This is a genomic window from Sphingomonas sp. 3-13AW (assembly GCF_049311085.1).
GTDB lineage: Bacteria > Pseudomonadota > Alphaproteobacteria > Sphingomonadales > Sphingomonadaceae > Sphingomonas.
The window spans coordinates 209,673-231,935 of record NZ_JASNVZ010000002.1 but is presented as its reverse complement, the minus strand read 5'-3'; the positions used below and the strand labels follow the sequence as shown (position 1 = coordinate 231,935).

Here is a 22,263-nt window from a genome sequence, read left to right as displayed (position 1 = left end):
CTCGAAGCCGGACGGAAGAGCCCGCGAAAAAGATTCCGCTATTTGTTTGCGGAATTGGTTGCCGTCGTCGCCATATTCCACTTCGGCGTCGCCTCACCGCGAAGCTTGCGGACGAAAAAGTCGAATTGACGGCGCTGGACATAGTTGATCGGTCCGGTCGAGCGTCCGACGCTATGCTCTTCGTTGGGCAAGGCCAGCAGTTCAAAGTCCTTGCCTGCGCGGATCAGGGCATCGGCGACCTGCATGGTGGAGGCAGGATCGACATTGCTGTCCTGCTCGCCAACGATCAGCAGCAGCTCGCCCTGGAGCTTGCCGGCATGATCAACGCCCGATGCGGCGGCATAGCTCTCGTCCACCGGCCAGCCGAGCCACTGTTCATTCCAGCTGATCTTGTCCATCCGGTTGTCGTAGCAGCCGGCATAGGCGACCCCCGCCTTGTAGAAATCGGGGTGGAACAGCAGCGCGTTGAGCGAGCTCTGGCCACCGGCGGAGGCGCCATAGATGCCCACGCGGCTGATGTCGTACGCCGGGTCCTTGGCCGCCAGCGCCTTGTGCCACAGGATGCGATCGGCAAAGCCCGAGTCCGCCAGGTTCTTCCACGCAACATCGTGAAACGCTTTCGACCGGTTTGCCGTGCCCATGCCGTCGATCTGTACGACGATGAAGCCCAGGTCCGCCTGCGCCTGCATGCCGATCACCTTGTCGCCGCCGGAATGATAGCCGAACGGCCAAAACGCCTTTGGCACGAAGCTGTCGTGCGGCCCCGCATAGATGTTCTCGATGACGGGGTAGCGCTTGGCGGGGTCATAGTCGCGCGGGCGCACGACCAGCCCCCAGATGTCGGTCTTGCCATCGCGGCCCTTGGCGACGAACGGCTCGGGCGGACGGAAGCCGGCAGCGAGCAGCCGCGAGATATCGCCGCGCTCCAGAGTCGTGATCAGCCGCCCGTCGCGCGCGTCGCGAAGTTCCGAAACGGTCGGCAGGTCCACCCGCGAATAGGCATCAACGTAGCGGGTCATGTCCGGCGAGAAGCGCACCTCGTGCGTCGCGTCCGCGCTCGTCAGGGCGACCAGGTTGCGACCGTCGAAGTCGACCCGGAAGTAGTGTTTGTAATAGGGATCCTTGCCCGGGTGCATGCCGCTTGCGGCGAACCAGATCTGCCGCTTCTCGTCGTCGACCTTCACCACTTCGCGCACGACCCAGTTGCCACGCGTGACCTGGTTCTTCACCCGGCCAGTCCGGCCGTCGATCAGGTAGAGGTGGTTCCAGCCGTCCCGCTCGGAAGTCCACAGGATCTCCCGGCCGAGCCCGCCGACGTCATGGCTGAACCGGCGATCCCAGTAGAAGAAGGTCCTGGCGTCCTCGGTCACCGGGGCATGGGCCGCACCCGTGGCGACGTCCACGGAGATCATGCGGGCCTGCTGATGGCCACGGCGCAGATATTCGAACGCAAAGCTGCGGCCGTCCTTGCGCCAGGTCAGGTCGGATAGTTGATAGGGGTTGGGGAACAGCGTGTCCGCCACTTCGATCCGCCGCCGTGCTGCGACCTCGAACAGCACCGGCCGCTCCTGGTCCACCGCGTCGCCCGGCTTCGGATAGAGCTGCGTCCGCACCTGCGGCTGAAGCGAGTCCGTGGGCGCTGCTGCAACTCGCGTCACCTGACGCTGGTATCCGGGGCGCACGCGATAGGCGACCAGATGCCGGGAGTCCGGCGACCAGCGGATCGTCTCAGGATCGTAGAAGTCGCCCGGTGTTCCATCCGTGCTGAGCGTCACCGGATTGCTGCCGTCGGCGCCTCGGACCACGATATTGTCGTCCACCACCAGCGCTTCATACCGCCCGTCGGGCGACCGGTGGGGGCGGTCGTCGGCCGGCACGCTCATGTCACGCACCACGCCAAAGCCGCGCGGTCGGCTGCGATCCTTCGCCTCCTGCTTTGCGCAGCGATACGCGGCGAGGTCGCACTGCCACGGCGTATAGTCGATCGCGAAGGTGATCGTCGCGCCGTCGCCAAAGTCGAAACTCTCGAACGGCAGGCGCAGCGGGTCGACCTTGCTGCCCGTCGCCTCCCCAAGTGCCGCTGCCAAACGTGTCGCGTCGAACGACGCAGTCTTGGCAAGCGTCTGCGCGTCGACGGTCACAAAGGCGAAGCCGCCTTCGACGGTCTTGCGATAGGCAAAGCGCGTTCCGTCCGCGCTCCAGATGGCTTCGCCGGCCACGTCCCGGGTCAGGAACATCCAGTCCTGCCGCAGGTCGACGGACCGTTGGAACGCCGCGCGATCTGGCGCCCCTGCGAGGGCCGGCAGGGGCAGGGTGACGAGCGCGGAGAGAGCGGCGCCGGCGAGCAGCTTTGCAAAAATCATGTCAGTTCCTGGAGACTTCGGGCCGGATCTCGAACGCGAAGCTGCGCGGCTCCAGCGGAATCCGGTATTTCACATGGGGTCGGCCATCGGCGTTCCATCCGGTGTCGCCGCCGACGCCGGTCTGTACCGCATCGACCAGGAGCGTGCCGTTGCCGTGCGGTCGGATATCGGAGCTGTGCGCCTCGCCGACCGGTTTCATCTCCAGGTCGGAATAGGGAAAGGCGAGGGCATTGACCGACAGCGGCTGCGCGCCGGTCGCGCGAACGCCGCCGGCCTTGCCCGACAACGCCACCCAGCGCACGTCCTGCTTGGCCCCGGTCTCCTGCGGGCGGATATAGTCATGGTGCTGCTCGGCGAGCGCGCCGCCATGCACCGCGATCAGCCCGCTCGTCTTGCGGTCGGAATAGGTTTCGTGCGGCCCGCGACCATACCATTGCACCTGATCGAGCGCCGGCGGCGTCGCAAAGGCGAGGCCGATACGAAGGGGATCGGGCAGATCGTCGCGCAGCGGAACAAAGCTCGCCTCGACCCGCACTGCGCCGTCCCCGGCCATGCGGTATCGCGTCTCGAACCGCACTGCCCCGGCGCCGATGTTATAGCTGATCGAGATCGCATCGCCCTCGATCCGGGCGGAGGTCAGTGTCCGCTTCTCGGAGAACAGCTTCCACATGGCGTGGCTCTTGGGGATGCCGGTGCCGATGTCGTTGTCGGTCGGCGCCCTCCAGAAGTTCGGCGCGCCGCCCGTCAGCAACTCGCGCCCGTTCGCTGCATAGCGGATGAGCAATCCGGTCTTGGCATCCACCTCCAGCACGGCGCCCGCCGCCGCCAACTGCAGCGTGCCCGCCTGGGCAACCGGCTTCACGCCCGCACTGGCGAAGGCGGGCAGGGGGCTCGCGGGACCCTCGAGCGCGAACTGCTCCCACGCCATTACGGTGCCTTCCGGCACCATCGGCACCGTGCCAGCACCGGCATGGGCGCGCAGCACCACGCGATATTCGGCCCCCGCTTTCGTTCGCTGCGGCAGCGCGATGTCCATCGGCGTGCGCTCGCCAGCCGGTGTCGGCAGCGCGGTCGCATCTCCGCGTGCCACCGCGATCCCGTCCTCCAGCAGCTCCCAGTCGAAGCGGAAACCCTCCAGCCCGATGTGGTCGTGCCGGTTCACCAGCGTGAAGCGGCCGGCGTGGGCGTCGACCGCCTCGAACGAGATCGGCGCATAGACCTTTGCCACCTCATGATACTCCGGGTCCGGCGTGCGATCCGCCTGGATCACCCCGTCGCCGATCGTGCTGTCGTCGCCAATCGGGTTGGGCCCGTAATCGAAGCCCTGCGCCCAATAGTCGCGCCCGTCCTTGTTCTTGCGCAGCATCGACTGGTCCACCCAGTCCCACAGGAAGCCGCCCTGCAGCTTCTTGTGGGCGCGGATGACGTCCCAATAATCCTGCAGATTGCCCAGGCTGTTGCCCATCGCATGGCCATATTCGCACTGGATCATCGGCTGGGTGAATTCGGGGGAGGTCGCATAATCGACCATCTTCTCGATGTCGTCGTACATGGGGGCATAGAAGTCGACATAGCTGTTGGGGTCGTGCCGCCAGATCAACGTGCCCCAGCCGAGATAGTTGAGCAGCCGGCTCGGATCCCGTTGCTTGGCCCACCGCCCGGCAGCCTCGAAGTTCGGGCCGATGCCGGCCTCATTGCCGAGCGACCAGAAGACGACCGAAGGGTGGTTCTTGTCGCGCTCCACCATGCGCCGAACCCGGTCCATATGGGCGGCCGCCCATTCCGGCTTGAAGCCCAGCTGGTGCTTTGAGCGATCGGGGCTGGAGTTGCCGATCGCCATATAGGTGTGGCTCTCGATATTGGCCTCGTCCATCACGTAGAGGCCATATTCGTCGGTGAGCGCGTACCAGCGCGGATCGTTGGGATAATGCGAGTTGCGAACCGCGTTCACATTCGCGCGCTTCATCAGCTCGATGTCCTTGCGCATGCTCTCTTCGGACAGCACGCGGAAGGTGTGCGGATCATGCTCATGGCGGTTCACGCCGCGGATCATCACCCGCTTGCCGTTTACCCGGACTTCATTGTCGACGATCTCGATCGTCCGAAAGCCGATGCGCTGTCGCGTCGCCTCGATCACCTCGCCCTTCGCGTCGAGCAGCTCGACGATCAGCGTATAGAGATCCGGCCGCTCGGCGGACCAGCTGCGGATGCCGGGCAGGGTAGCCCGCACCCGCGCGGTCCCGTTCGGACCCGTCACGCCCACCTCGCGCGTCAGCAGCGCAGTCTCCCCGTCGAGTACCGTCGCCCGGACGCGGGCCGGCGCCTTCTTGCCGGCAACTTCCACGGACAGGTCGAGCGATCCGTCGCGGTAGTTGTTGGTGAGCCCCGCCCGCGCCTCGAAGTCGCGGATGCGCGTTTTCGGCGCCGCATACAGCGTGACGCTCCGCTCGATGCCACTCAGGCGCCAGAAATCCTGGTCCTCCAGATAGCTGCCGTCGGCGTAGCGATAGAGTTCGATCGCGACGACGTTGCGCCCCTGCCGCAGGTGCGGCGTCACATTGAATTCGGAAGGAAGTTTTGAGTCCTCGCTGTACCCGACGCGCGCGCCGTTCACCCAGACGTAATAGGCAGCACCAGCCGCGCCGATGGTCAGAAACACGTCGCGATCGGCCCAATCCGCACCGACCTCGAACTCGCGCCGATAGGACCCGACCTCGTTCATGTCATGCCGCACCAACGGCTGGTTCGTCCCGAACGGATAGCCCGAGCTGCTGAACAGCGGCTGCCCGTAACCCAGGGCCTGCAGGATGCCGGGCACCTGCACGGTCTTCCAGCCCGAGACGTCATAATCGGGACGGTAGAAGTCCTTCGGCCGAGCCTCGGGATTGGGAGAGAAGGCGAACTGCCATTCGCCGTCGAGCGAGCGGTGATATCGCGATTGCTCGGGCTTGTCGGCAAGCGCCTCGGCGCGGGTCGGATAGCCGCGGAAGGTCGCGTGGGCCGCTTCCTTGCCGATCTGGAAGACTTCCGGCTGCTCCCACTCGGGCCGTGCATCTGTCGAGGCTGGGGCCGCGTAGGCGGGCGCGGACGCCAGGCCGGCCAGCGCCAGCGTTGCGAGGAGCGCGGTGCGGCGGCGGGCTATGGTCACGCTCGTTCCTCTGAAACGCGTCGGACGCGAAGAGGCGATCCGACTGGACCGCCTCTGTCGTTCGCCGGTGCGGCAGGCTCGCCCTTTGGGTGAACCTGCCGGCCGGATTTTAGAAGTTGGCGCTGATGCCCATGAACAGCGTCCGTCCGGCGACGTCATACACGCCGGGATAAGTGTTCCCGTTGCCAAAGGCATAGAGGTTACCCTGCGCGAGGAAGGGCGGATCCTTGTCGAGCAGGTTGTTCACGCCGGCGCGGAAGATGATGCCTTCCTGCACCTTCACCGTCCCGGCGAGGTCGAAGTAGTTATACGCGTTGATATCGTGGTTCAGCGCGGCGCCGGTGTAGATCTCGGTCGCGCCGATGTAGCGCCAGTTGAGCGAGATGGTGCCGATCTTCTGTGCGTCGGTCCAGGTCAGGCGAGCCTGGTGGCGCCATTCTGGCGTGGGCTGGCCGCAGGTCGGACCGAACAGGCCCTTGCAGTCATAGGAACCCAGGCCCGGAACCGGCTCCGTCACCAGCTTGTCGAGCCAGGTGCCCACGAGATCGGCGGAGAAGGTACCCACCGAAGCCGTCGGAACCGAGTAGCTCGCGACCACGTCGATGCCGGCGGTGGCAAGCGACCCCGTGTTAAGGGTCGTCGAAACGACATAGCCTTCGCGGCCGAACAGCACGCCGGTGCGCGGATCACGTCGGAACAGATCGCAGAAATACGCCTGACCGCTCTCGAGGCACTGCTCGATCGACAGCGCCGCCGGGATCGAGCCGATGTAGTCCTTCACCTTGATGTTGAAGTAGTCGACCGACAGCGAGAAGCGCGGGAGGAAGCTGGGCGTCAGCACCATGCCCGCGGTGTAGGTGTCGCCCTTTTCCGGGCGGACGTTGGGGTTGCCGCCGAACAGCGATACGCAGGTCTGCGCCGGGCACTCGGGGATCGTGCCATATTGCGCCGGGGTCACGCCGGTCGCCAGGCACTGCTCCAGGCTCGCCACCGGGTTGGCGCCGGAGCAGGGGTCCTGCGCCGAGACGTTGCCGAGACCCTGGCTGGCGTACAGTTCGCTGATGTTCGGGGCGCGGATCGCGCGGTTGTAGCTGCCGCGGAAGCGGATGTCCGACACCGGCGAGTATTCGACCTCGAACTTGTAGGTCGAGATCTTCTTCGCCTGGCTGCTGTAGTCGGACAGGCGATAGCCCGCGTTCAGGGTCAGCGATTTGGCGAACGGCAGGTCCTGGAGAACCGGGATTTCGATTTCGCCGTAGATTTCGCTGACGTTGAACTTGCCCTGGGACTCGGTCGTGCCCTTGAACCGGGCGAGCTCGTCGGCGGTGAACTTCAGGCTCTCGCGCCGATGCTCGACACCCAGGACGAGGCCAATGCCGCGCGTCGCCCAGGGGCTGCTCACACCGTAGCTGGTCAGGTCGGCGCTGATGTTGCCGCTATAGACCTGCTCGGTATCGACGCCCCGCGTGTAGGTCGGCGCATAGATATAGTCGAACGCGTCCTGCGAGATCGCGCCATAGCCGAACACGTCGAGAGGCACGCAGTTCGGATCGGTGCCGTCGATGACAGACGTACAGGTGGGGGTGCCGTTGACGTCCACCACCTGTAGGCCGCGGTTGGCGCGGCGTGCGTCGATGTCGTTCTGGTAATTCTCGCGGAACAGCACCCGCGAATACAGGGCGTTCACGTCATACTGGATACCCTCCGCGATCTTGCCGCGGACGCCGCCGGTGAAGCGGTAGTCGGTGTGGCGCAGATCGTCGCGGCGCGGGCGGGCAAGGCCGGCGACCGGGCGATAGCCGACGAACAGGTCCTGCGTCTGCGGCGTGCCATAGGCGGAACCGCAGAGGATCTGGCCCTGCTGCGCACTCATCAGCGGGTTGTTGCAGTTGATGGTGTAGTTGTCGCCCTGCCACATGGCGGACGGCGCGACCTGCGAATAGCTGCGGTCGTCCATGAACATGCCGCTGGCATAGACTTCGGCGGCCGGGCTGATCTCGAATCGGGCGAAGCCGCCGGCCGTGTAGCGCTCATCCGAACGCTGGAAATAGTTCAGCGGCGCCGTGTTGTAGCGGAAGTCGGGACCATAGGTCGTCCAGGTCTTCTGCCCGTCCTTGGTGTTGACGAAGCTGTTGCCGCGCCCCGGGCCGGTGAGCGGCGTGAACAGGCCGTACTGGTTGTTCGAGGAGCCGCCACAGATAAGGCCGGTTGCGGTCGAGTTCGGATCGAAGGCGCAGGCGGAGACGTCGCGGTCCGATTGCAGGATCGGCTTCACATTACGGTAACCGCCATAGACGGTGATGTTGCCGCGACCTTCGGCGAAGTTCTTGCCGGCTGCCAGGTTCAGGTCGAGGCGCTGGCCGTCGAGCACGTTGCGGTTCGCGCGATCATAGCCGGCATCCTGGACGATCTGGCGGGCCGCGCGGTTGTTGTTGTCGTGGAACGAGAAGCCATATTGCGCGTCGGCGCGGATCCCGTTGAGATCCTGCTTCAGGATGAAGTTCACGACGCCCGAAATCGCATCGGAACCATAGACCGCGGATGCGCCGCCCGTGACCACATCGACGCGGTCCACCAGCACCGACGGGATCAGGTTGAGGTCGACCGCCTGCACCGGCAGCAGCCGCTGGCCGTTCACGAGCACGAGGTTACGGTTGTTGCCCAGGTTGCGGAGGTTCACCTTTGCGGTGCCGTCCGACCCGTTCGATACATTCTCGTTGGAGTCGGCGGTGACCTGCGGCAGGCGGTTCAGCACGCTCTCGACGTTGGTGGCGCCCTGAAGGCGGATTTCCTGGGCACCGACAACGGTGAGCGGGCTGTTGCTGGTGAGGTCCGGCCGCTGGATGCGCGTGCCCGTGACCGTGATCGAGCCGGCCTCGGTCTCAGGCGCCGAGACGATATCCTCGATGACCGGGCTGGTCGTCTGCGCAAGCGCCTGTCCCCCAGCGGTCAGCGCGGCGGCGACGGCGATCACCGACGTGTACCGCAAAATTCCCCTGCGACGCATCTCTACTCTCCCCTTGATCAGTCCCTGATCAGAACACACCCGATCGGATACGAAATGTCAAATACGTTATACGATTCTTATTGGGGAGGAGATTTCTAAGGGCCGAGTGTTGCTTTCGCGATACGCTGCGCGACACGAAATGCCGGCGCTTCGTGGCCCCAGGCTGGCGCCGCTCGGTGTTGTAACGCACCTGTCACGATACCGCCACGAGACCGTCTTTCGCCACTCCTAGGCAGCCGGCGACCGTCGCACCGATCGCGCCTGTCGCTTTCCTGGGGGAAATTCGCGTGTCAAACGCTCGACTTGCCCGCGCACTGCTGCGCTCGGCTCTGCTTGCATCCACCTTGTCGCTCGCCATCGCCGGTCCCGCTTTCGCGCGTGACGTAACCGGGACCGTCGTGGACGCGAGCGGCACCCGCAGCCTGAATGGGGCCGAACTTCGCATCATCGAACTCAACCGGGTAGCCCAGGCAAACCGGGATGGGCGCTTCCGCTTCGTCGACGTGGCGCCAGGCGATTACACTATAGTCGCCCGCTACATCGGCGCCGCCGACTCGAGTCGGCACGTCATCGTGGCGAACGACAGCGACGCGGTCGCCGACTTCGCGCTCGCTCCCGCTGGCGCTGCCGCCGACGCGGCCGACACCATCCTCGTCGTGGGGCTGGCCGCCAATCAGGCGAGCGCGCTCTCGCAGAAGCGCTCCGCCGACGGCGTCGAAAGCGTGCTGTCGCGCGACGCGATCGGCCAGAACCCGGACCAGAACGTGGCAGAGGCGTTGCGCCGTGTGCCCGGCATCTCCGTACAGGACGATCAGGGGGAGGGGCGCTTCGTCGTGGTGCGCGGCCTCGCACCCCAGCTCAACAACGTCTCCATCAACGGCGCCCGCATTCCTTCTCCGGAGGCGGACAATCGCGCGCTGGCGCTCGACACCCTCCCGTCGGAGCTGGTCGGCTCGATCGAGGTGAAGAAGACGCTGACGCCGGACATGGATGCGGACACCATCGGCGGCTCGATCGAGGTGAAGACGACCAGCGCCTTTGACCGCAAGAAGGACCTGCTGAGCTTCAGCTTTGAGGAAAGCTACAACGATCTGCGCGACCGCGCCTCGCCCAAGGGGGCGGTGGACTTCTCCAAGCGCATCACGCCGGACTTCGGCATCTCGGGTGGTGCCTCTTATTATCGCCGCCGCTTCGGCACCGACGGGGTGGAGACGTCCGACTGGGCGCGCAGCGATGCCGGTGTCGCCTATCCGGAGGAGGTCGACTATCGCGCCTATGACGTGACGCGCACGCGCATGGCAGGGGCGCTCTCGCTCGACTGGCGCCCGACCGTCGGCACCACCCTCTACGCGCGCGGCATCGTCAGTTCGTTTCGCGACGACGAGCAGCGCAGCCGCCTGCGCTTCACCTTTGGCGGGCAGCCGGTCGCAGGCGACGGCAGTAGCGCCAGCTTTCTCTCCGGCGCGGGTGCCGCCAACCGCATCCGCGTTCGCCGCGAGATGAAGGACCGCACCGAAATCCAGAACGTTTATTCCGGGACGGTCGGCGGCAAGACCGAGGCGGGACTTTGGACGATCGACTATTCAGGCAGCTTCTCCCATTCGGAAGAACGCGAGCCCAATCGCCAGGATACGATCTTCGATCGCCGCTTCCAGGCCGGCACCAGCCAGATCGGGGTGACGCTCTCCGGCCTCGACACGCAGACGCCGGAGTATAGTGTCAGCGATCCCGCGCGCTTCACCAACGGCAGCGATCCGATGAGCGCCATCGAGACTACGGACGGCCTCAGCACCGATCGCGAATGGGCGACCCGCCTGGACATCGCCCGGGACGTTCCGCTCGCCTCGGGCACGTTGCAGGTGAAGACCGGCTTCAAGGGCCGCTTCCGCCGCAAGCAGTACGACCTGGACTTCAACAGCTATGACGCCCTCACCGGAGGCAGCTTCCCGACGCTGGCCGATCTCTCCCGGTCGATCGGTGGCAAGGGTCTGGTGGACATGAACCCGGCGGTCGACCCCTTGGCCGTGCGCGGGTGGTTCCAGGCGAACCGCGACCGCCTCATCCGCAACGAGGAGGACAGCATCCTCTCCAGCCTCTCGGCCAGCTATGGCGTCGATGAGGACATCTATGCGGGCTACGGCCAGCTCCGCTACGACAGCGGCGCGCTGCGCGCGATCGGCGGTGTTCGCATGGAGCACACCGAGAACAGGATGCGCGGCTACGCGATCGACGCCGATGCGGTGGAGGCGACGCCCGTCACCTTCGATCGCAGCTACACCAACTGGCTGCCCAGCCTTAACATCCGCTTCGAGCCGACGTCGAAGCTGGTGCTCCGCGCCGCGGCCACGCGCAGCCTGGTACGGCCCAACGTCTCGGACCTCGCCCCCCGCTTCTCCTATAATGTGACCGAGGGTGAGGGCGAATTCGGCAATCCCGCGCTCAAGCCCTACCGCTCCTGGAATTTCGATGCGTCGGCCGAATATTACTTCGCCCCGAACGCGCTCGCCGAGGTGGCGGTGTTCCACAAGCGGATATCGGACTTCATCTTCCAGTCCCGGATCGACGATTACAACTTCGGCGGCATCGTGATCGACGAGGCCACCATCGCCCTGAATGGGGACACCGCGAAGGTCTCAGGCGTCGAGCTGAACCTTCAGGCTGCCCTCAGCTTCCTGCCATCACCGCTCGACGGCCTGCTGGTCGGCGGGAACTACACCTATGTCGACACCGAGGCGACGCTCTATGGCCGCGAGCTGACGCTGCCCGGCAGCTCCAGGCACATCTGGAACGCCTTCGTCGGCTATGACAAGGGCCCGCTCCAGCTGAGGGCGAGCGGTACCTATCGCGGTCGCTATCTCGACGAGGTCACTGCCGACGGCGACGGTGACATTTATGTCGATCACCGCCTGCTGTTCGACGTCGGGGCAAAGCTCCGGGTTGCGCCGGGTGTTCAGCTCACGGCAGACTTCATCAACGTCGGCAACGAACCCTTCGATCGCTACTATACGGGAACGCAGGCTGGTGGCCGCCGCATCGCCCAGCACGAGGAATATGGCTGGACGGGGAAGTTTGGTTTCAAGATCACGATGTGAGCGGCAGGAGAGCACCAGACATGACCCAGTATCTCGCCTGCGCCGCCCTCGGGATCCTCGCGCTCACGCAGTCGGCCGCGGCTCAGGCGGCGCCAGAACCCGCGGCCACGGGCACGCTCAAACTCGATCGCGTCGTGTTGCTGATGCGTCACGGCGTGCGCCCCTCGACCAAGTTTCCAGCGACCCCGGTCGGCACCACCCGCCAACCCTGGCCGGCTTGGTCGACCCCGGCAGGCGACCTCACCCCTCACGGCGCCGACGCCATCCGGCGTCTGGGCTCCTATGACGGTGCGCTCTTTGCAGAACAGGGCCTGTTGCCGGCATCCGGCTGTGCTGCCCCCGGTACAATAGTCGCGTGGGCCAGCTCCGCATCACGCGCAATCAAGACCGGGAAGGCGTTTCTTGAGACGCTCCAGCCCGGCTGTGCCGTTCCGCTCGACCATCCTGCCAACGAGGACGACGATGTCGTCTTCCATCCGCTCGACGGCAGCATGGAAATCAACGGGCAAAAGGCGCTCGCCGCCGCCGAAGCGCTGCTGCCTCCTGGCGGGATCGCGGAAGTGGTTGAACGCAACGCCGATGCCTTCGACGTGCTGGATCGCGTCGTCGGCTGCTGCCCCGGCAAGGCCTGCGCAACCACCGCCAGGCGCCGGCCCGCCTGCGCCACGCACCGCGCTTCAAAACTCGTGGCAGAGCCGGGGGACAAGCCCGACCTGGACGGTGCGCTCGGCTTCGCCTCCACCGTGGGCCAGACGATCCTGCTCCAGTATCTGGAGGGAATGCCGATGCGCTCGGTCGGCTGGGGTCGGGCTTCCAAGCGCGACATCCAGACGATGCTGCGCTTCCACCCGATCAAGTTTCGGTACGAAACGCGCCCTGCCTATGTAGCCGAGCGGGTGGCGGCGCCGATCGCACGTCGGATCGGCATGGCGCTAAGCCAGGGCGACGCCAAAGTGACCCTGTTGTTCGGCCACGACAGCAACCTGGCGGCTCTCGGCGGCTTCTACGACCTGCACTGGACGATGGCGGACTATCCACGCGACGATATTTCGCCCGGCGGCGCGATCGGCTTCGAACGCTGGAGCGATGCGCAAGGAAACCGCTTCGTCCGCGCATTCGTGCAGTCGCAGACGATGGACCAGGTCCGCGACCTCGCCGAACTCGGCAAGCGCAATCCTCCCGTCCGGCGCTACATCGCCATTCCCGGCTGTGGAGATGCCGAGACGCCGTGCCCGCTCGTGACCTTCAATCGCATCACCGCGGCCAAACTCGGCAACCCGGCCGAGGATTGAGCCCGATCAAGCGGCGCGTGCCTGCGCTGGAAGCCAGCTGCGCAGCCGCGCAATGGCTTCCTCGACCAGCGGCGTCGCGACCGCGAAGCTGAACCGAACGAACTGGTGACCCCGAACGGGATCGAAGTCGACGCCCGGCGCCGCCGCAATCCCGGTGTCGACCAGCATCCGCTTGCAAAAGCCGATGCTGTCGTCGGTCAGGTGCGCGACCGAGGCATAGATATAAAAGGCGCCGTCGGGGGGCGCGATGTCGCCCAGGCCAAGCTCGGGCAGGGCGGCGAGCAGCAGCTCGCGATTGCGTCGATAGGTCTCGACGTGCCCCTCCAGCTCCTCCAGCGCGTCGAATGCGGCGAGCGCCGCGTGCTGGCTGAGCGACGGCGGCGTCAGGAACAGGTTGCCCATCCGCTTGCGCGCTTCCTCGACCAGGTCCGCTGGCGCCACCATCCAGCCCAGCCGCCATCCGGCCATGCTGAAGTATTTGGAAAAGCTGTTGAGGATGATCGCATCCTCGGCATGGCGCAGCATCGTGTCCGCCGGCGTGCCATAGCTCAGCCCGTGGTAGATCTCGTCCGACAGGATGCGGATGCCGCGGGCCCGGCAGAGCTCGGCGATGTCGGCGAGTTGCTCGGTGGGGATGATCGTGCCGGTCGGATTGGCGGGGCTCGCCAGGATCAGGCCCTTGGGCGCGGGGTCGAGCGCCGCCAGCGCCTCCCGCGACATCTGGAAGCGCACCTCCTCGCCACAGTCGATCTCGACCGGCTGCATGTGGAGGGCGCGCAAGGTGTTGCGATAGGCGACATAGCCGGGCCGGGCGGTTGCTACCCGGTCGCCCGGCCGAAATGCCGTGGCGAGCGCCAGCACCAGGGCAGGGGACGCGCCGCAGGTCAGCAGGATGCGCTCGGGCTCGACCACAACGCCATAGCGGTCGGCATAATGGCGGGCAATCCGTGCCTTCAGCGTCGGGCTCTCCCAATAGCCCATCCCATCGTTGTCGAGCACATGATGTGCCGCGGCGATCGCGGTGGTCGGGGCGCCGGTCGAGGGCTGGCCGAACTCCATGTGGATGATCGACCGCCCCTCGCGCTTGAGCTGGTGCGCAAGCTGGCTGATGGCGATGGCGTGGAAGGGTTCGACGGCGCTGCTCATCCGAACCCCATTCCACGCCGCCCGCCCACGCGCTAGCCCCGGAAGCGGCCGCGAACCGCTTGATGGGCCAGCGAACGACGTTCGCCCTTATGCAACCTCGGCTGCGACCAACGCCTTCAACGCCTCGCCGAACGGCGCGATGCTTGCCTCGCTGAACCCGGCGATATTGATACGACCCGACGCTGCCATGTAGATCGCGTGATGTTCGCGCAGCCATGCCACCTGACTGCGGGTGACCGACAGGGTCGCGAACATGCCCTTGCCGCCGGCGATCGGCGCCAGGTCGATGCTCCCGATCATGCCCAGCGCGCTCACGCCCTGGCGAAGGGCCGCCAGCCGTTCGCGCATGGCTTCGAGTTCCGCCCGCCATTCCGCCGCAAGCGCCGCGTCCTCCAGCACGATCCGCGCGGCCGCCGCGCCATGATCGGGCGGCATCGACCAGTTGGCCCGCGCCAGCGCCAGCAGGTTGGAATAGAGGATCGCGCTCGCGTCCGCGTCCGGGGCAACCGTCCACAGTGCGCCCGTCCGCTCGCGATACAGGGCGAAGTTCTTGTCACAGGAATAGGCAAGCAGGCCGTACTGGCAGCGTGCCAGCACCGTCCTGGCACCCGCCGCATCCGCGTCCCAGCCGTCGCCGAGTCCTTGATAGGCCAGGTCCACCAACGGCACGAGCGCGCGCGCCTCTACCCGCTCGGCGATCTGCGTCCACAGGGCCGCGTCGGGATCGATGCCGGTCGGATTGTGGCAGCAGCCGTGCAGCAGCACCGCGTCGCCCGGCTCCGCCTGGTCAAGCGCGGTGAGCATCGCCGCGCCATCCAGCGTCTGGGTCGCGACATCAAACGGGTCGAACGCTTCCGGCTTCAGTCCTGCGGCTGCAAAAATCGGCGCGTGGTTGGGCCAGCTCGGCGTGGCGATCCAGATGCGCGAGACGCCGGCCCGCGCCAGCATCTCGGCGCCCAGTCGCAATGCGCCGGTGCCGCCGGGGGTCTGCACGCCGGCCAGCCGGTCGCTCGCCACCGCGTCGCCCAGCACGAGCGGCGCGAGCGCGGCGACGAAGGCGGCATCCCCTTCCGGTCCCAAATACGACTTGCTGTCCTGCGTCGCGAACAGCCGCTCCTCGGCCTTCTTGACCGCACGCATCACGGGCGTTCCGCCGTCTGTGTCGCGGAACACGCCCACGCCCAGGTCGAGCTTGTTGGGCCGCGGGTCGTCGCGATAGGCGCCGATCAGCGCCAATAGCGGATCGGCAGGCAAAAGGGTCAGCTGTTCGAAGGCCATAGTCTCTTCCGAAAGGGGGGAAGGCGCGCCGGGATCGACGCACCCGCGATGTCGCGGACGGTTAGCCGCCGGACCGGCCGCCGCGCAATCCGCTTGCAGCCAAGTTGCCGCCCGCCGCGTTGGGCTGGCCAGCAGGAGGCACTGGATGATCACGGTTCACCATCTCGAGAACAGCCGCTCGCAGCGGGTGCTCTGGCTGCTGGAGGAGCTCGGCCTCCCCTATGAAGTCCGCCGCTACAAGCGGAACAAGCGTACGTTGCTCGCCCCGCCCGAACTGCGCGAGGTGCACCCGCTGGGCAAGGCGCCGGTGATCGAGGATGCAGCGTCGGCGGGCGGCACCGCCGTGGTCGTGGCAGAGACGGGCGCGATCGTCGAATATCTCATCGAAAAGGCCGATGGCCGGCTCGGTGCACCGGCGCACCACCAGTCCGCGATGCGCTATCGCCACTTCCTCCATTATGCGGAGGGCTCGCTGATGCCGCCGCTCTTGATCAAGCTGGTGCTGGGACGGGTGCCGTTGCTGGGCAAGGCGGCGCAGCGCCGCATCCAGCCGATGATCGACGTCCACCTCGATTATGTGGAGGGAGAGCTTTCGCGCCGCGACTGGTTCGCCGGCGATCGCTTCAGCGCGGCCGACGTCATGATGAGTTTCCCGCTGGAGGCGGCACGCAATCGGGCGGGCCTCGATGAGACCCGCCCGGCTACGATCGATTGGCTTGAGCGCATCCATGCGCGCCCCGCCTATGGTGCGGCGTTGGCGAAGGGCGGGCCCTACGCCTACGCCTGATCAGCCCATGTCCCGGAAGCTGTCCGGAACATCCTCGCGCGGGTGACCGGAGGGCGCGCGCGGCGGCTCGATCTCCGGCGGCTCGGGCGGGTCGAAGCCGCCCTCCCACTTCGCGATCACGGTCGCAGCGATCGCATTGCCGACCACGTTGGTGGCGGTGCGGCCCATGTCGAGGAAGTGATCGACCGCCAGGATCAGCAGCAGGCCCGCTTCCGGGATGTCGAACATCGCCAGCGTGGCCGCAATCACCACCAGGCTTGCGCGCGGAACCCCGGCAATGCCCTTCGACGTCACCATCAGCACCAGCAACATGGTGATCTGCTGGCCGATGGAGAGGTCGATGCCATAGGCCTGGGCGATGAACAGCGACGCGAACGTCATGTACATCATCGACCCGTCCAGGTTGAACGAATAGCCGAGCGGCAGCACGAAGCTGGCGATGCGCGGAGGCACGCCGAACCGGTCGAGTGCTTCCAGCGTACGCGGGAAGGCGGCTTCGGACGATGCGGTCGAGAAGCCCAGCAGGATCGGCTCACGCAGGTACCGGATCAGCTGCAGGATCCGGGGACCGATCACCACGAAGGCAACGCCGAACAAGAGCAGCCACAGCGCGGCGAGGCCGGCATAGACGCTGCCCATGAAGTAGGCGAGCTGGCCGATCACGCTCGGGCCCTGTTCGGCAAGCGTACCGGCGACGGCCGCGAACACCGCGATGGGCGCGAATCGCATCACATAGTCGGTGATCTGGAGCATCACCTGCACCAGAGCTTCCAACCCGCGCACAAGCGGCGCGGCCTTTTCGCCGATGGCCGTCATCGCGACGCCCACGAACACCGAGAAGACGACGATCTGCAGGATCTCGTTGGTCGCCATCGCCTCGACCATCGAGGCCGGGACGATATGGCTGACGAAATCCTTGAGGTTGAACGATGCCTTGGCCAGACCGGCGGAAGCATCCGCCGGCGGCATCGGCAGGCCCAGGCCGACACCCGGCTGCAGCAGGTTCACTAGGATCAGGCCGACCGTCAGCGAGAGCAGGCTGGCGCCCACGAACCAGGCGAAGGCGCGCAGGCCCACGCGGCCAAGGGCACTCGTGTCGCCCATGTGGGTGATGCCCACCACCAGCGTCGAGAAAACGAGCGGCGCGATGATCATCTTGATCAACCGCAGGAACAGGGCAGTCACGATCGAGAAATAGCCGGCGATGTCCTTCAGCTGCGCGGTACCCGCGCCGCCGCCATCGTCCAGTGACGCATTCAGCACCCAGCCGAGTACAAGACCAGCGACCAGTCCAATCAGAATATACGCGGTAAGCCGCTTGGCCATTCAACACACCCCCAGGAAACCGGCGCGCAACCAAGGGGAATGCGTCGCGCGGGTCAAGCCGATTGTCCGCTCCACAGTAGCGGAATGAGGCCGCAGCGCCTCTTTTTTCGCGCTTCTGCGGAACCTTCGCCGAACAGGGGCATGAACCGCGTTCGGATCGCTTGGCAAGGTCGCGCCTTGCGCCTAATCAGCGCGCATGATCTCGACCAACGATGTTCGCCGCTCGTTCCTCGACTATTTCGAGAAGGAGGGGCATGCGCGCGTTCCATCGGCCCCGCTTGTGCCGCAGAACGACCCGACGCTGATGTTCGTGAACGCAGGCATGGTCCCGTTCAAGAATGTTTTCACCGGGCTGGAGACGCGCCCCTACAGCACCGCGACCTCGTCGCAGAAGTGCGTGCGCGCCGGTGGCAAGCACAACGACCTCGACAATGTCGGGTACACCGCGCGCCATCACACCTTCTTCGAGATGCTCGGCAACTTCTCGTTCGGCGACTATTTCAAGGATCGCGCGATCGAGCTCGCCTGGAACCTGATCACGCGCGAATGGGGGATCGCAAAGGACCGGCTGCTCGTCACCGTCTATCACACCGACGATCAGGCGGCCGATCTCTGGAAGAAGATCGCCGGCCTTTCCGACGACCGCATCATCCGCATCGCGACGAAGGACAATTTCTGGGCGATGGGCGATGACGGCCCCTGCGGGCCGTGCTCCGAGATCTTCTTCGACCACGGCGACCACATCGCCGGCGGACCTCCGGGATCGCCGGATGAGGATGGCGACCGGTTCGTCGAGATCTGGAACCTCGTCTTCATGCAATATCTGCAGCAGGCGAACGAGATCGTCGGCGAACTGCCGCGTCCGTCGATCGACACTGGCATGGGCCTGGAGCGGGTCGCCGCCGTCCTGCAGGGCGTCCATGACAATTACGATACCGACACCTTCCGCGCGCTGATCGACGAATCGGGTGCGCTCACCGGCGCCCCCACCGACGGTCCGATGCAGGCGAGCCATCGCATCATCGCCGACCATCTGCGCGCGTCGGGCTTCCTGGTCTCGGACGGCGTGCTGCCGGCCAACGAGGGCCGCGGCTATGTGCTTCGCCGCATCATGCGTCGCGCCATGCGCCATGCGCACCTGCTGGGCGCCAAGCAGCCCCTGATGCATCGCATGGTCCCCGCGCTGGTGGCGGAGATGGGCGCTGCCTATCCGGATCTCGTCCGCGCTCAGCCGCTGATCGAAGCCACGCTGTTTCAGGAGGAGACCCGCTTCCGCCAGACGCTGGACAAGGGTCTGCGCCTGCTCGACGAGGCGACTGCCGGAATGGCCAAGGGCGACACGCTCGCCGGTGAAACCGCGTTCAAGCTCTACGACACCTTCGGCTTCCCCTATGACCTGACCGAGGATGCCCTGCGCAGCCAGGGTCTGGGCGTCGACCGCGCCGGCTTTGAAACCGCGATGGCCGAGCAGAAGCGCGCGGCGCGCGCCGCCTGGAAGGGCTCCGGCGCCAAGGCTTCGGATGAGGTCTGGTTCGACATCGTCGAGGAAAGCGGCGCCACCGAGTTCACTGGCTATGCGGTGGCCGAGGGGCAGGGCGAAGTGATCGCACTCGTCCGCGACGGCGTGCGCGTCGATCGTGCTGAGGCCGGTGACGAAGTCTTCGTCATCACCAACCAGACCCCATTCTACGCCGAAAGCGGTGGCCAGGTAGGCGACAGCGGCACGATCGACACCGACAAGGGTCTTTCGGCTGAAGTGCTCGACACGTCCAAGCAGCTCGGCAAGCTTCACGTCCACCGCACGCGCATCGATGCGGGGACGCTGGCGGTTGGTGACAGCGTACACCTCGCGATCGACACCGCGCGCCGCAACCAGATCCGCGCCAACCACTCGGCGACCCACCTGCTGCACGAGGCGCTGCGCGAGCGGCTCGGCACGCATGTCGCGCAGAAGGGCAGCCTGGTCGCACCCGACCGCCTGCGCTTCGACTTTTCGCAGCCGACCCCGATCTCACCCGCCGACATCGCCGAGGTAGAGGCGCAGGTGAATGCGCAGGTGCGCGGGAACGGCACCGTCACCACCCGGCTCATGACCCCTGACGACGCGATCGCGATGGGGGCGATGGCGCTATTCGGCGAGAAGTACGGCGACGAAGTCCGCGTCGTCTCGATGGGGGAGGATGCCGAGGGTACCTATTCCATCGAGCTGTGCGGCGGCACGCACGTCAACGCCCTTGGCGAAATCGGCGTATTCAAGATCGTCGGCGAAGGCGCCGTGTCCAGCGGCGTGCGCCGGGTCGAGGCGCTGACCGGCGAAACCGCCCGCCAGTGGCTCGCCGGTCGCGACGAAAAGCTGCGTGAGGCAGCAGCCATGCTGAAAGCCACTCCCGACGAAGTGCCCGCGCGGGTGGCGACGCTGGTCGAGGAACGTCGCCGACTGGAACGCGAACTGGCTGAGGCCAAGAAGGCGCTGGCACTAGGTGGTGGCGCCGGTGCCGCACCGGCAGGCCCGGAGACGGTGGGCGGCGTCGCATTCGTCGGGCAGGTGCTCGATGGCCTGGAGGCCAAGGCACTGCGCGGCGCGGTTGACGAAGCCAAGCAGCGCATCGGCTCCGGTGTGGTCGCCCTGGTCGCGGTCAACGAGGGTCGTGCCTCGGTCGCGGTCGGCGTCACGGCCGATCTGGTCGGAACCCACAGCGCGGTCGATCTCGTCAAGGCTGCGGTGGCGGCGCTTGGCGGGCAGGGCGGCGGCGGCCGGCCCGACATGGCCCAGGGCGGCGGCCCGGACGGCGATAAGGGAGCTGACGCTCTCGCCGCCGTTCGCGCGGCGTTGGAGCCGGTCGCGGCCTGAACGGGCAGGGCGGATCAACTCCGCCCCTGATCCTTGCTCACACTGAGCCGCCGACTTCGTTAGCGGCAGCTTAGCGCGCTCTATTCGATCAATTTGACCGGTAAGTTCGGCCGCCAACCTTCTGTCTTTATGGTAGATTTGGTCGATTCAGCTCGCAAACACTCGGAGCTCGCAGGCTTGCGGTCCGAGACTATCCCGGGACATCGTTGCGTCGCATCCGCCGCAGCCGGGGTTCGCGCTCCAGCCCGGCGGCCTCGCGGATCTCGCGCCGTAGTTCATCGCGCTTTTCGTGAATGGATGCGATCACCGGTCCCATCGGGACGCCCATCTCCACCAGCACTGCCTCCGAAAGCTGCAGCGAGCTTTCCAGCGTCTCCGGCACCGCTTCGGTAACGCCGGCGGCGTAAAGTTCGGCGGCGTGGGCGGCGTCGCGGGCGCGGGCGACGATCGTCAGGTCCGGTACCCAGGCGCGTACCCGGCGAACGATACGGACCGTCAGCACGGGCTCATCCATGGTCAGGATCAGGGCGGTGGCGCGGCCAAGGTTCAGCCGGTCGACCAGTTCGGGGCGCACGACATCCCCGAAGATGACGGGGTATCCGTCGCGCCGCGCCGCCGCGACGGTGTCGATGTTGGACTCCACCGCGATGAAGGGCTTGTTATGCGCGCGCAGCATGTCCGCGACCATCTGGCCCACCCGGCCGAAGCCGATGATGACCGCGCCCGGTCCGTCCGCACTCGGCTGCGGTTCTTCCACGCCCGTGCCAAGGTCGATCTTGCGCGCCGCCCGTTTGCCGATCGTCGCCAGCAGGGGCGTGATGGTGAGGCCAACCGCGGTGACCGTCTGCCAGAAGGCCGCCGTCGAAGGCTGGATCAGCTGCGCCTGTGCGGCGGTGGCGAGCACGATCAGCGTCGTCTCGGATGGACTCGCCATCAACAGGCTGGTCTCCGCCGCCACGCCGCGGCGCAGGCCCGCGATGCGCAGCATGGCGGCGGTCACCAGCGCCTTCACCAGCACGACCCCGCCGACCGCGGCGGCAAGTGTCAGCCAGTTCTCGGCGATCGAGCGCAAGTCCAAGCTCATGCCGATGGTGATCAGAAAAACGCCCAGTGCCAGACCCTTGAAGGGCGCTGTTATCACCTCGACTTCGGTGTGATACTCGGTCTCCGCGATCAGCAGGCCCGCCAGCAGCGCGCCGACGATCGGCGACAGCCCGGCGGCGGTGGTGACCATGCTGGCGACGATCACCACCAGCAGGCTCGCAGAAAGGAATAGCTCGGGGCTCTTGGTGCGAGCCGCCTGGGCGAACAGCCTCGGCAGCACCAGTCGGCCGCCGACGAACAAGCCCGCGATCGCCACCGATCCCCAGATGAGCGTCTGGATCAGCCCGCCCCAACCGGCGTCCTGCGCATTGGGCGCGAGTGCCCCCAGCGCGAAGATGATCGGCACCAGCGCCAGATCCTCGAACAACAGCATCGAGAAGGCAGTGCGCCCAACGGTGCTGGTCGTGCCCGCCATCGGCAGGACCAGCGCGGTGGAGGAGAGCGCGAGAGCGAGGCCCAGCCCCATCGCGCCGGGGAGCTTCTGGCCCAGCAGGAACAGGCCGCCGCCGATCACTGCCGCCGCCAGCAGCAGTTCCGACGCGCCCAGGCCGAACACCTGCGCGCGCATCGCCCATAATCGCCGGAACGACAGCTCCAGGCCGATGGAGAACAATAGCAGGACGATGCCGAACTCGGCGAACGGCTCGATCGAATGTCGGTCCGTGATGGTGACGTGAAACAGCCAAGGAAACCGGTCGACCAACCCGCCAAGTCCTGCCGGGCCGACCAATACGCCCACGAGGATAAATCCGATCACCGGGTTGACGCGGAACCGCGCAAAGGCCGGGATGACGAGCCCGGCAGCGCCCAGGATAACCAGGGAGTCGCTGAACGGGGTCGAGTCGATCGGTAGTGGCATGCAGCCCTTG

11 protein-coding genes are annotated in these 22,263 nt (G+C 66.4%); 4 read left to right on the top strand and 7 right to left on the bottom strand.

The features are described from left to right. Window positions 1–38: 38 nt before the first annotated feature. The 3 genes from QP045_RS04245 to QP045_RS04235 all read right to left on the bottom strand — a co-directional run bounded on the left by QP045_RS04245 (window position 39) and on the right by QP045_RS04235 (window position 8,518). Entirely contained in the window at window positions 39–2,363 is a 2,325-nt protein-coding gene (locus QP045_RS04245) for a DPP IV N-terminal domain-containing protein (RefSeq protein ID WP_422513713.1), read from the bottom strand. 1 nt (window position 2,364) lies between these two features. Then, window positions 2,365–5,511, bottom strand: coding sequence for a glycoside hydrolase family 2 TIM barrel-domain containing protein (locus QP045_RS04240; RefSeq protein WP_422513712.1), 3,147 nt, complete (start codon window positions 5,509–5,511; stop codon window positions 2,365–2,367). 109 nt (window positions 5,512–5,620) lie between these two features. Then, entirely contained in the window at window positions 5,621–8,518 is a 2,898-nt protein-coding gene (locus tag QP045_RS04235; protein ID WP_422513711.1) for a TonB-dependent receptor domain-containing protein, read from the bottom strand. Window positions 8,519–8,805: 287 nt separating this feature from the next. On the opposite strand from QP045_RS04235, the gene QP045_RS04230 reads away from it, so the two are divergent. Together QP045_RS04230 and QP045_RS04225 are read left to right on the top strand one after the other, a co-directional pair. Beyond that, window positions 8,806–11,610, top strand: a complete 2,805-nt coding sequence (locus QP045_RS04230) for a TonB-dependent receptor (RefSeq protein WP_422513710.1) — start codon at window positions 8,806–8,808, stop codon at window positions 11,608–11,610. A gap of 20 nt (window positions 11,611–11,630) precedes the next feature. Next, window positions 11,631–12,902, top strand: coding sequence for a histidine-type phosphatase (locus QP045_RS04225; RefSeq protein ID WP_422513709.1), 1,272 nt, complete (start codon window positions 11,631–11,633; stop codon window positions 12,900–12,902). Window positions 12,903–12,908: 6 nt separating this feature from the next. Here the strand turns inward: QP045_RS04225 and QP045_RS04220 are convergent, their stop codons facing one another. Both QP045_RS04220 and QP045_RS04215 read right to left on the bottom strand, forming a co-directional pair. After that, window positions 12,909–14,048: an aminotransferase class I/II-fold pyridoxal phosphate-dependent enzyme gene (locus tag QP045_RS04220; protein WP_422513708.1), complete on the bottom strand. Its 1,140-nt coding sequence runs from the start codon at window positions 14,046–14,048 to the stop codon at window positions 12,909–12,911. Window positions 14,049–14,135: 87 nt separating this feature from the next. Further along, entirely contained in the window at window positions 14,136–15,326 is a 1,191-nt protein-coding gene (locus tag QP045_RS04215; protein WP_422513707.1) for an aromatic amino acid transaminase, read from the bottom strand. A gap of 145 nt (window positions 15,327–15,471) precedes the next feature. On the opposite strand from QP045_RS04215, the gene QP045_RS04210 reads away from it, so the two are divergent. Next, complete coding sequence (locus QP045_RS04210) at window positions 15,472–16,113, top strand: glutathione S-transferase family protein (protein ID WP_422513706.1); 642 nt, start codon at window positions 15,472–15,474, stop codon at window positions 16,111–16,113. Here the strand turns inward: QP045_RS04210 and QP045_RS04205 are convergent, their stop codons facing one another. Then, window positions 16,114–17,439, bottom strand: coding sequence for a dicarboxylate/amino acid:cation symporter (locus QP045_RS04205; protein ID WP_422513705.1), 1,326 nt, complete (start codon window positions 17,437–17,439; stop codon window positions 16,114–16,116). A 196-nt stretch (window positions 17,440–17,635) separates the two neighbouring features. Here QP045_RS04205 and alaS point away from each other — a divergent pair, with 196 nt between their 5' ends. Continuing rightward, complete coding sequence (alaS, locus tag QP045_RS04200; RefSeq protein WP_422513704.1) at window positions 17,636–20,290, top strand: alanine--tRNA ligase; 2,655 nt, start codon at window positions 17,636–17,638, stop codon at window positions 20,288–20,290. A gap of 190 nt (window positions 20,291–20,480) precedes the next feature. Here the strand turns inward: alaS and QP045_RS04195 are convergent, their stop codons facing one another. Further along, window positions 20,481–22,253 carry a cation:proton antiporter gene (locus QP045_RS04195; RefSeq protein WP_422513703.1) on the bottom strand — a complete coding sequence of 591 codons (1,773 nt, stop codon included), beginning with the start codon at window positions 22,251–22,253 and terminating at the stop codon, window positions 20,481–20,483. Window positions 22,254–22,263: the final 10 nt, after the last annotated feature.

What these genes read in the sequence shown, in the direction of transcription:
- QP045_RS04220 (WP_422513708.1), bottom strand. Translation starts at nt 14,048, where the DNA reads ATGAGCAGCGCCGTCGAACCCTTCCACGCCATCGCCATCAGCCAGCTT.
- QP045_RS04205 (WP_422513705.1), bottom strand. Translation starts at nt 17,439, where the DNA reads ATGGCCAAGCGGCTTACCGCGTATATTCTGATTGGACTGGTCGCTGGT.
- QP045_RS04235 (WP_422513711.1), bottom strand. Translation starts at nt 8,518, where the DNA reads ATGCGTCGCAGGGGAATTTTGCGGTACACGTCGGTGATCGCCGTCGCC.
- QP045_RS04225 (WP_422513709.1), top strand. Translation starts at nt 11,631, where the DNA reads ATGACCCAGTATCTCGCCTGCGCCGCCCTCGGGATCCTCGCGCTCACG.
- QP045_RS04215 (WP_422513707.1), bottom strand. Translation starts at nt 15,326, where the DNA reads ATGGCCTTCGAACAGCTGACCCTTTTGCCTGCCGATCCGCTATTGGCG.
- QP045_RS04195 (WP_422513703.1), bottom strand. Translation starts at nt 22,253, where the DNA reads ATGCCACTACCGATCGACTCGACCCCGTTCAGCGACTCCCTGGTTATC.
- QP045_RS04210 (WP_422513706.1), top strand. Translation starts at nt 15,472, where the DNA reads ATGATCACGGTTCACCATCTCGAGAACAGCCGCTCGCAGCGGGTGCTC.
- QP045_RS04245 (WP_422513713.1), bottom strand. Translation starts at nt 2,363, where the DNA reads ATGATTTTTGCAAAGCTGCTCGCCGGCGCCGCTCTCTCCGCGCTCGTC.
- alaS (WP_422513704.1), top strand. Translation starts at nt 17,636, where the DNA reads ATGATCTCGACCAACGATGTTCGCCGCTCGTTCCTCGACTATTTCGAG.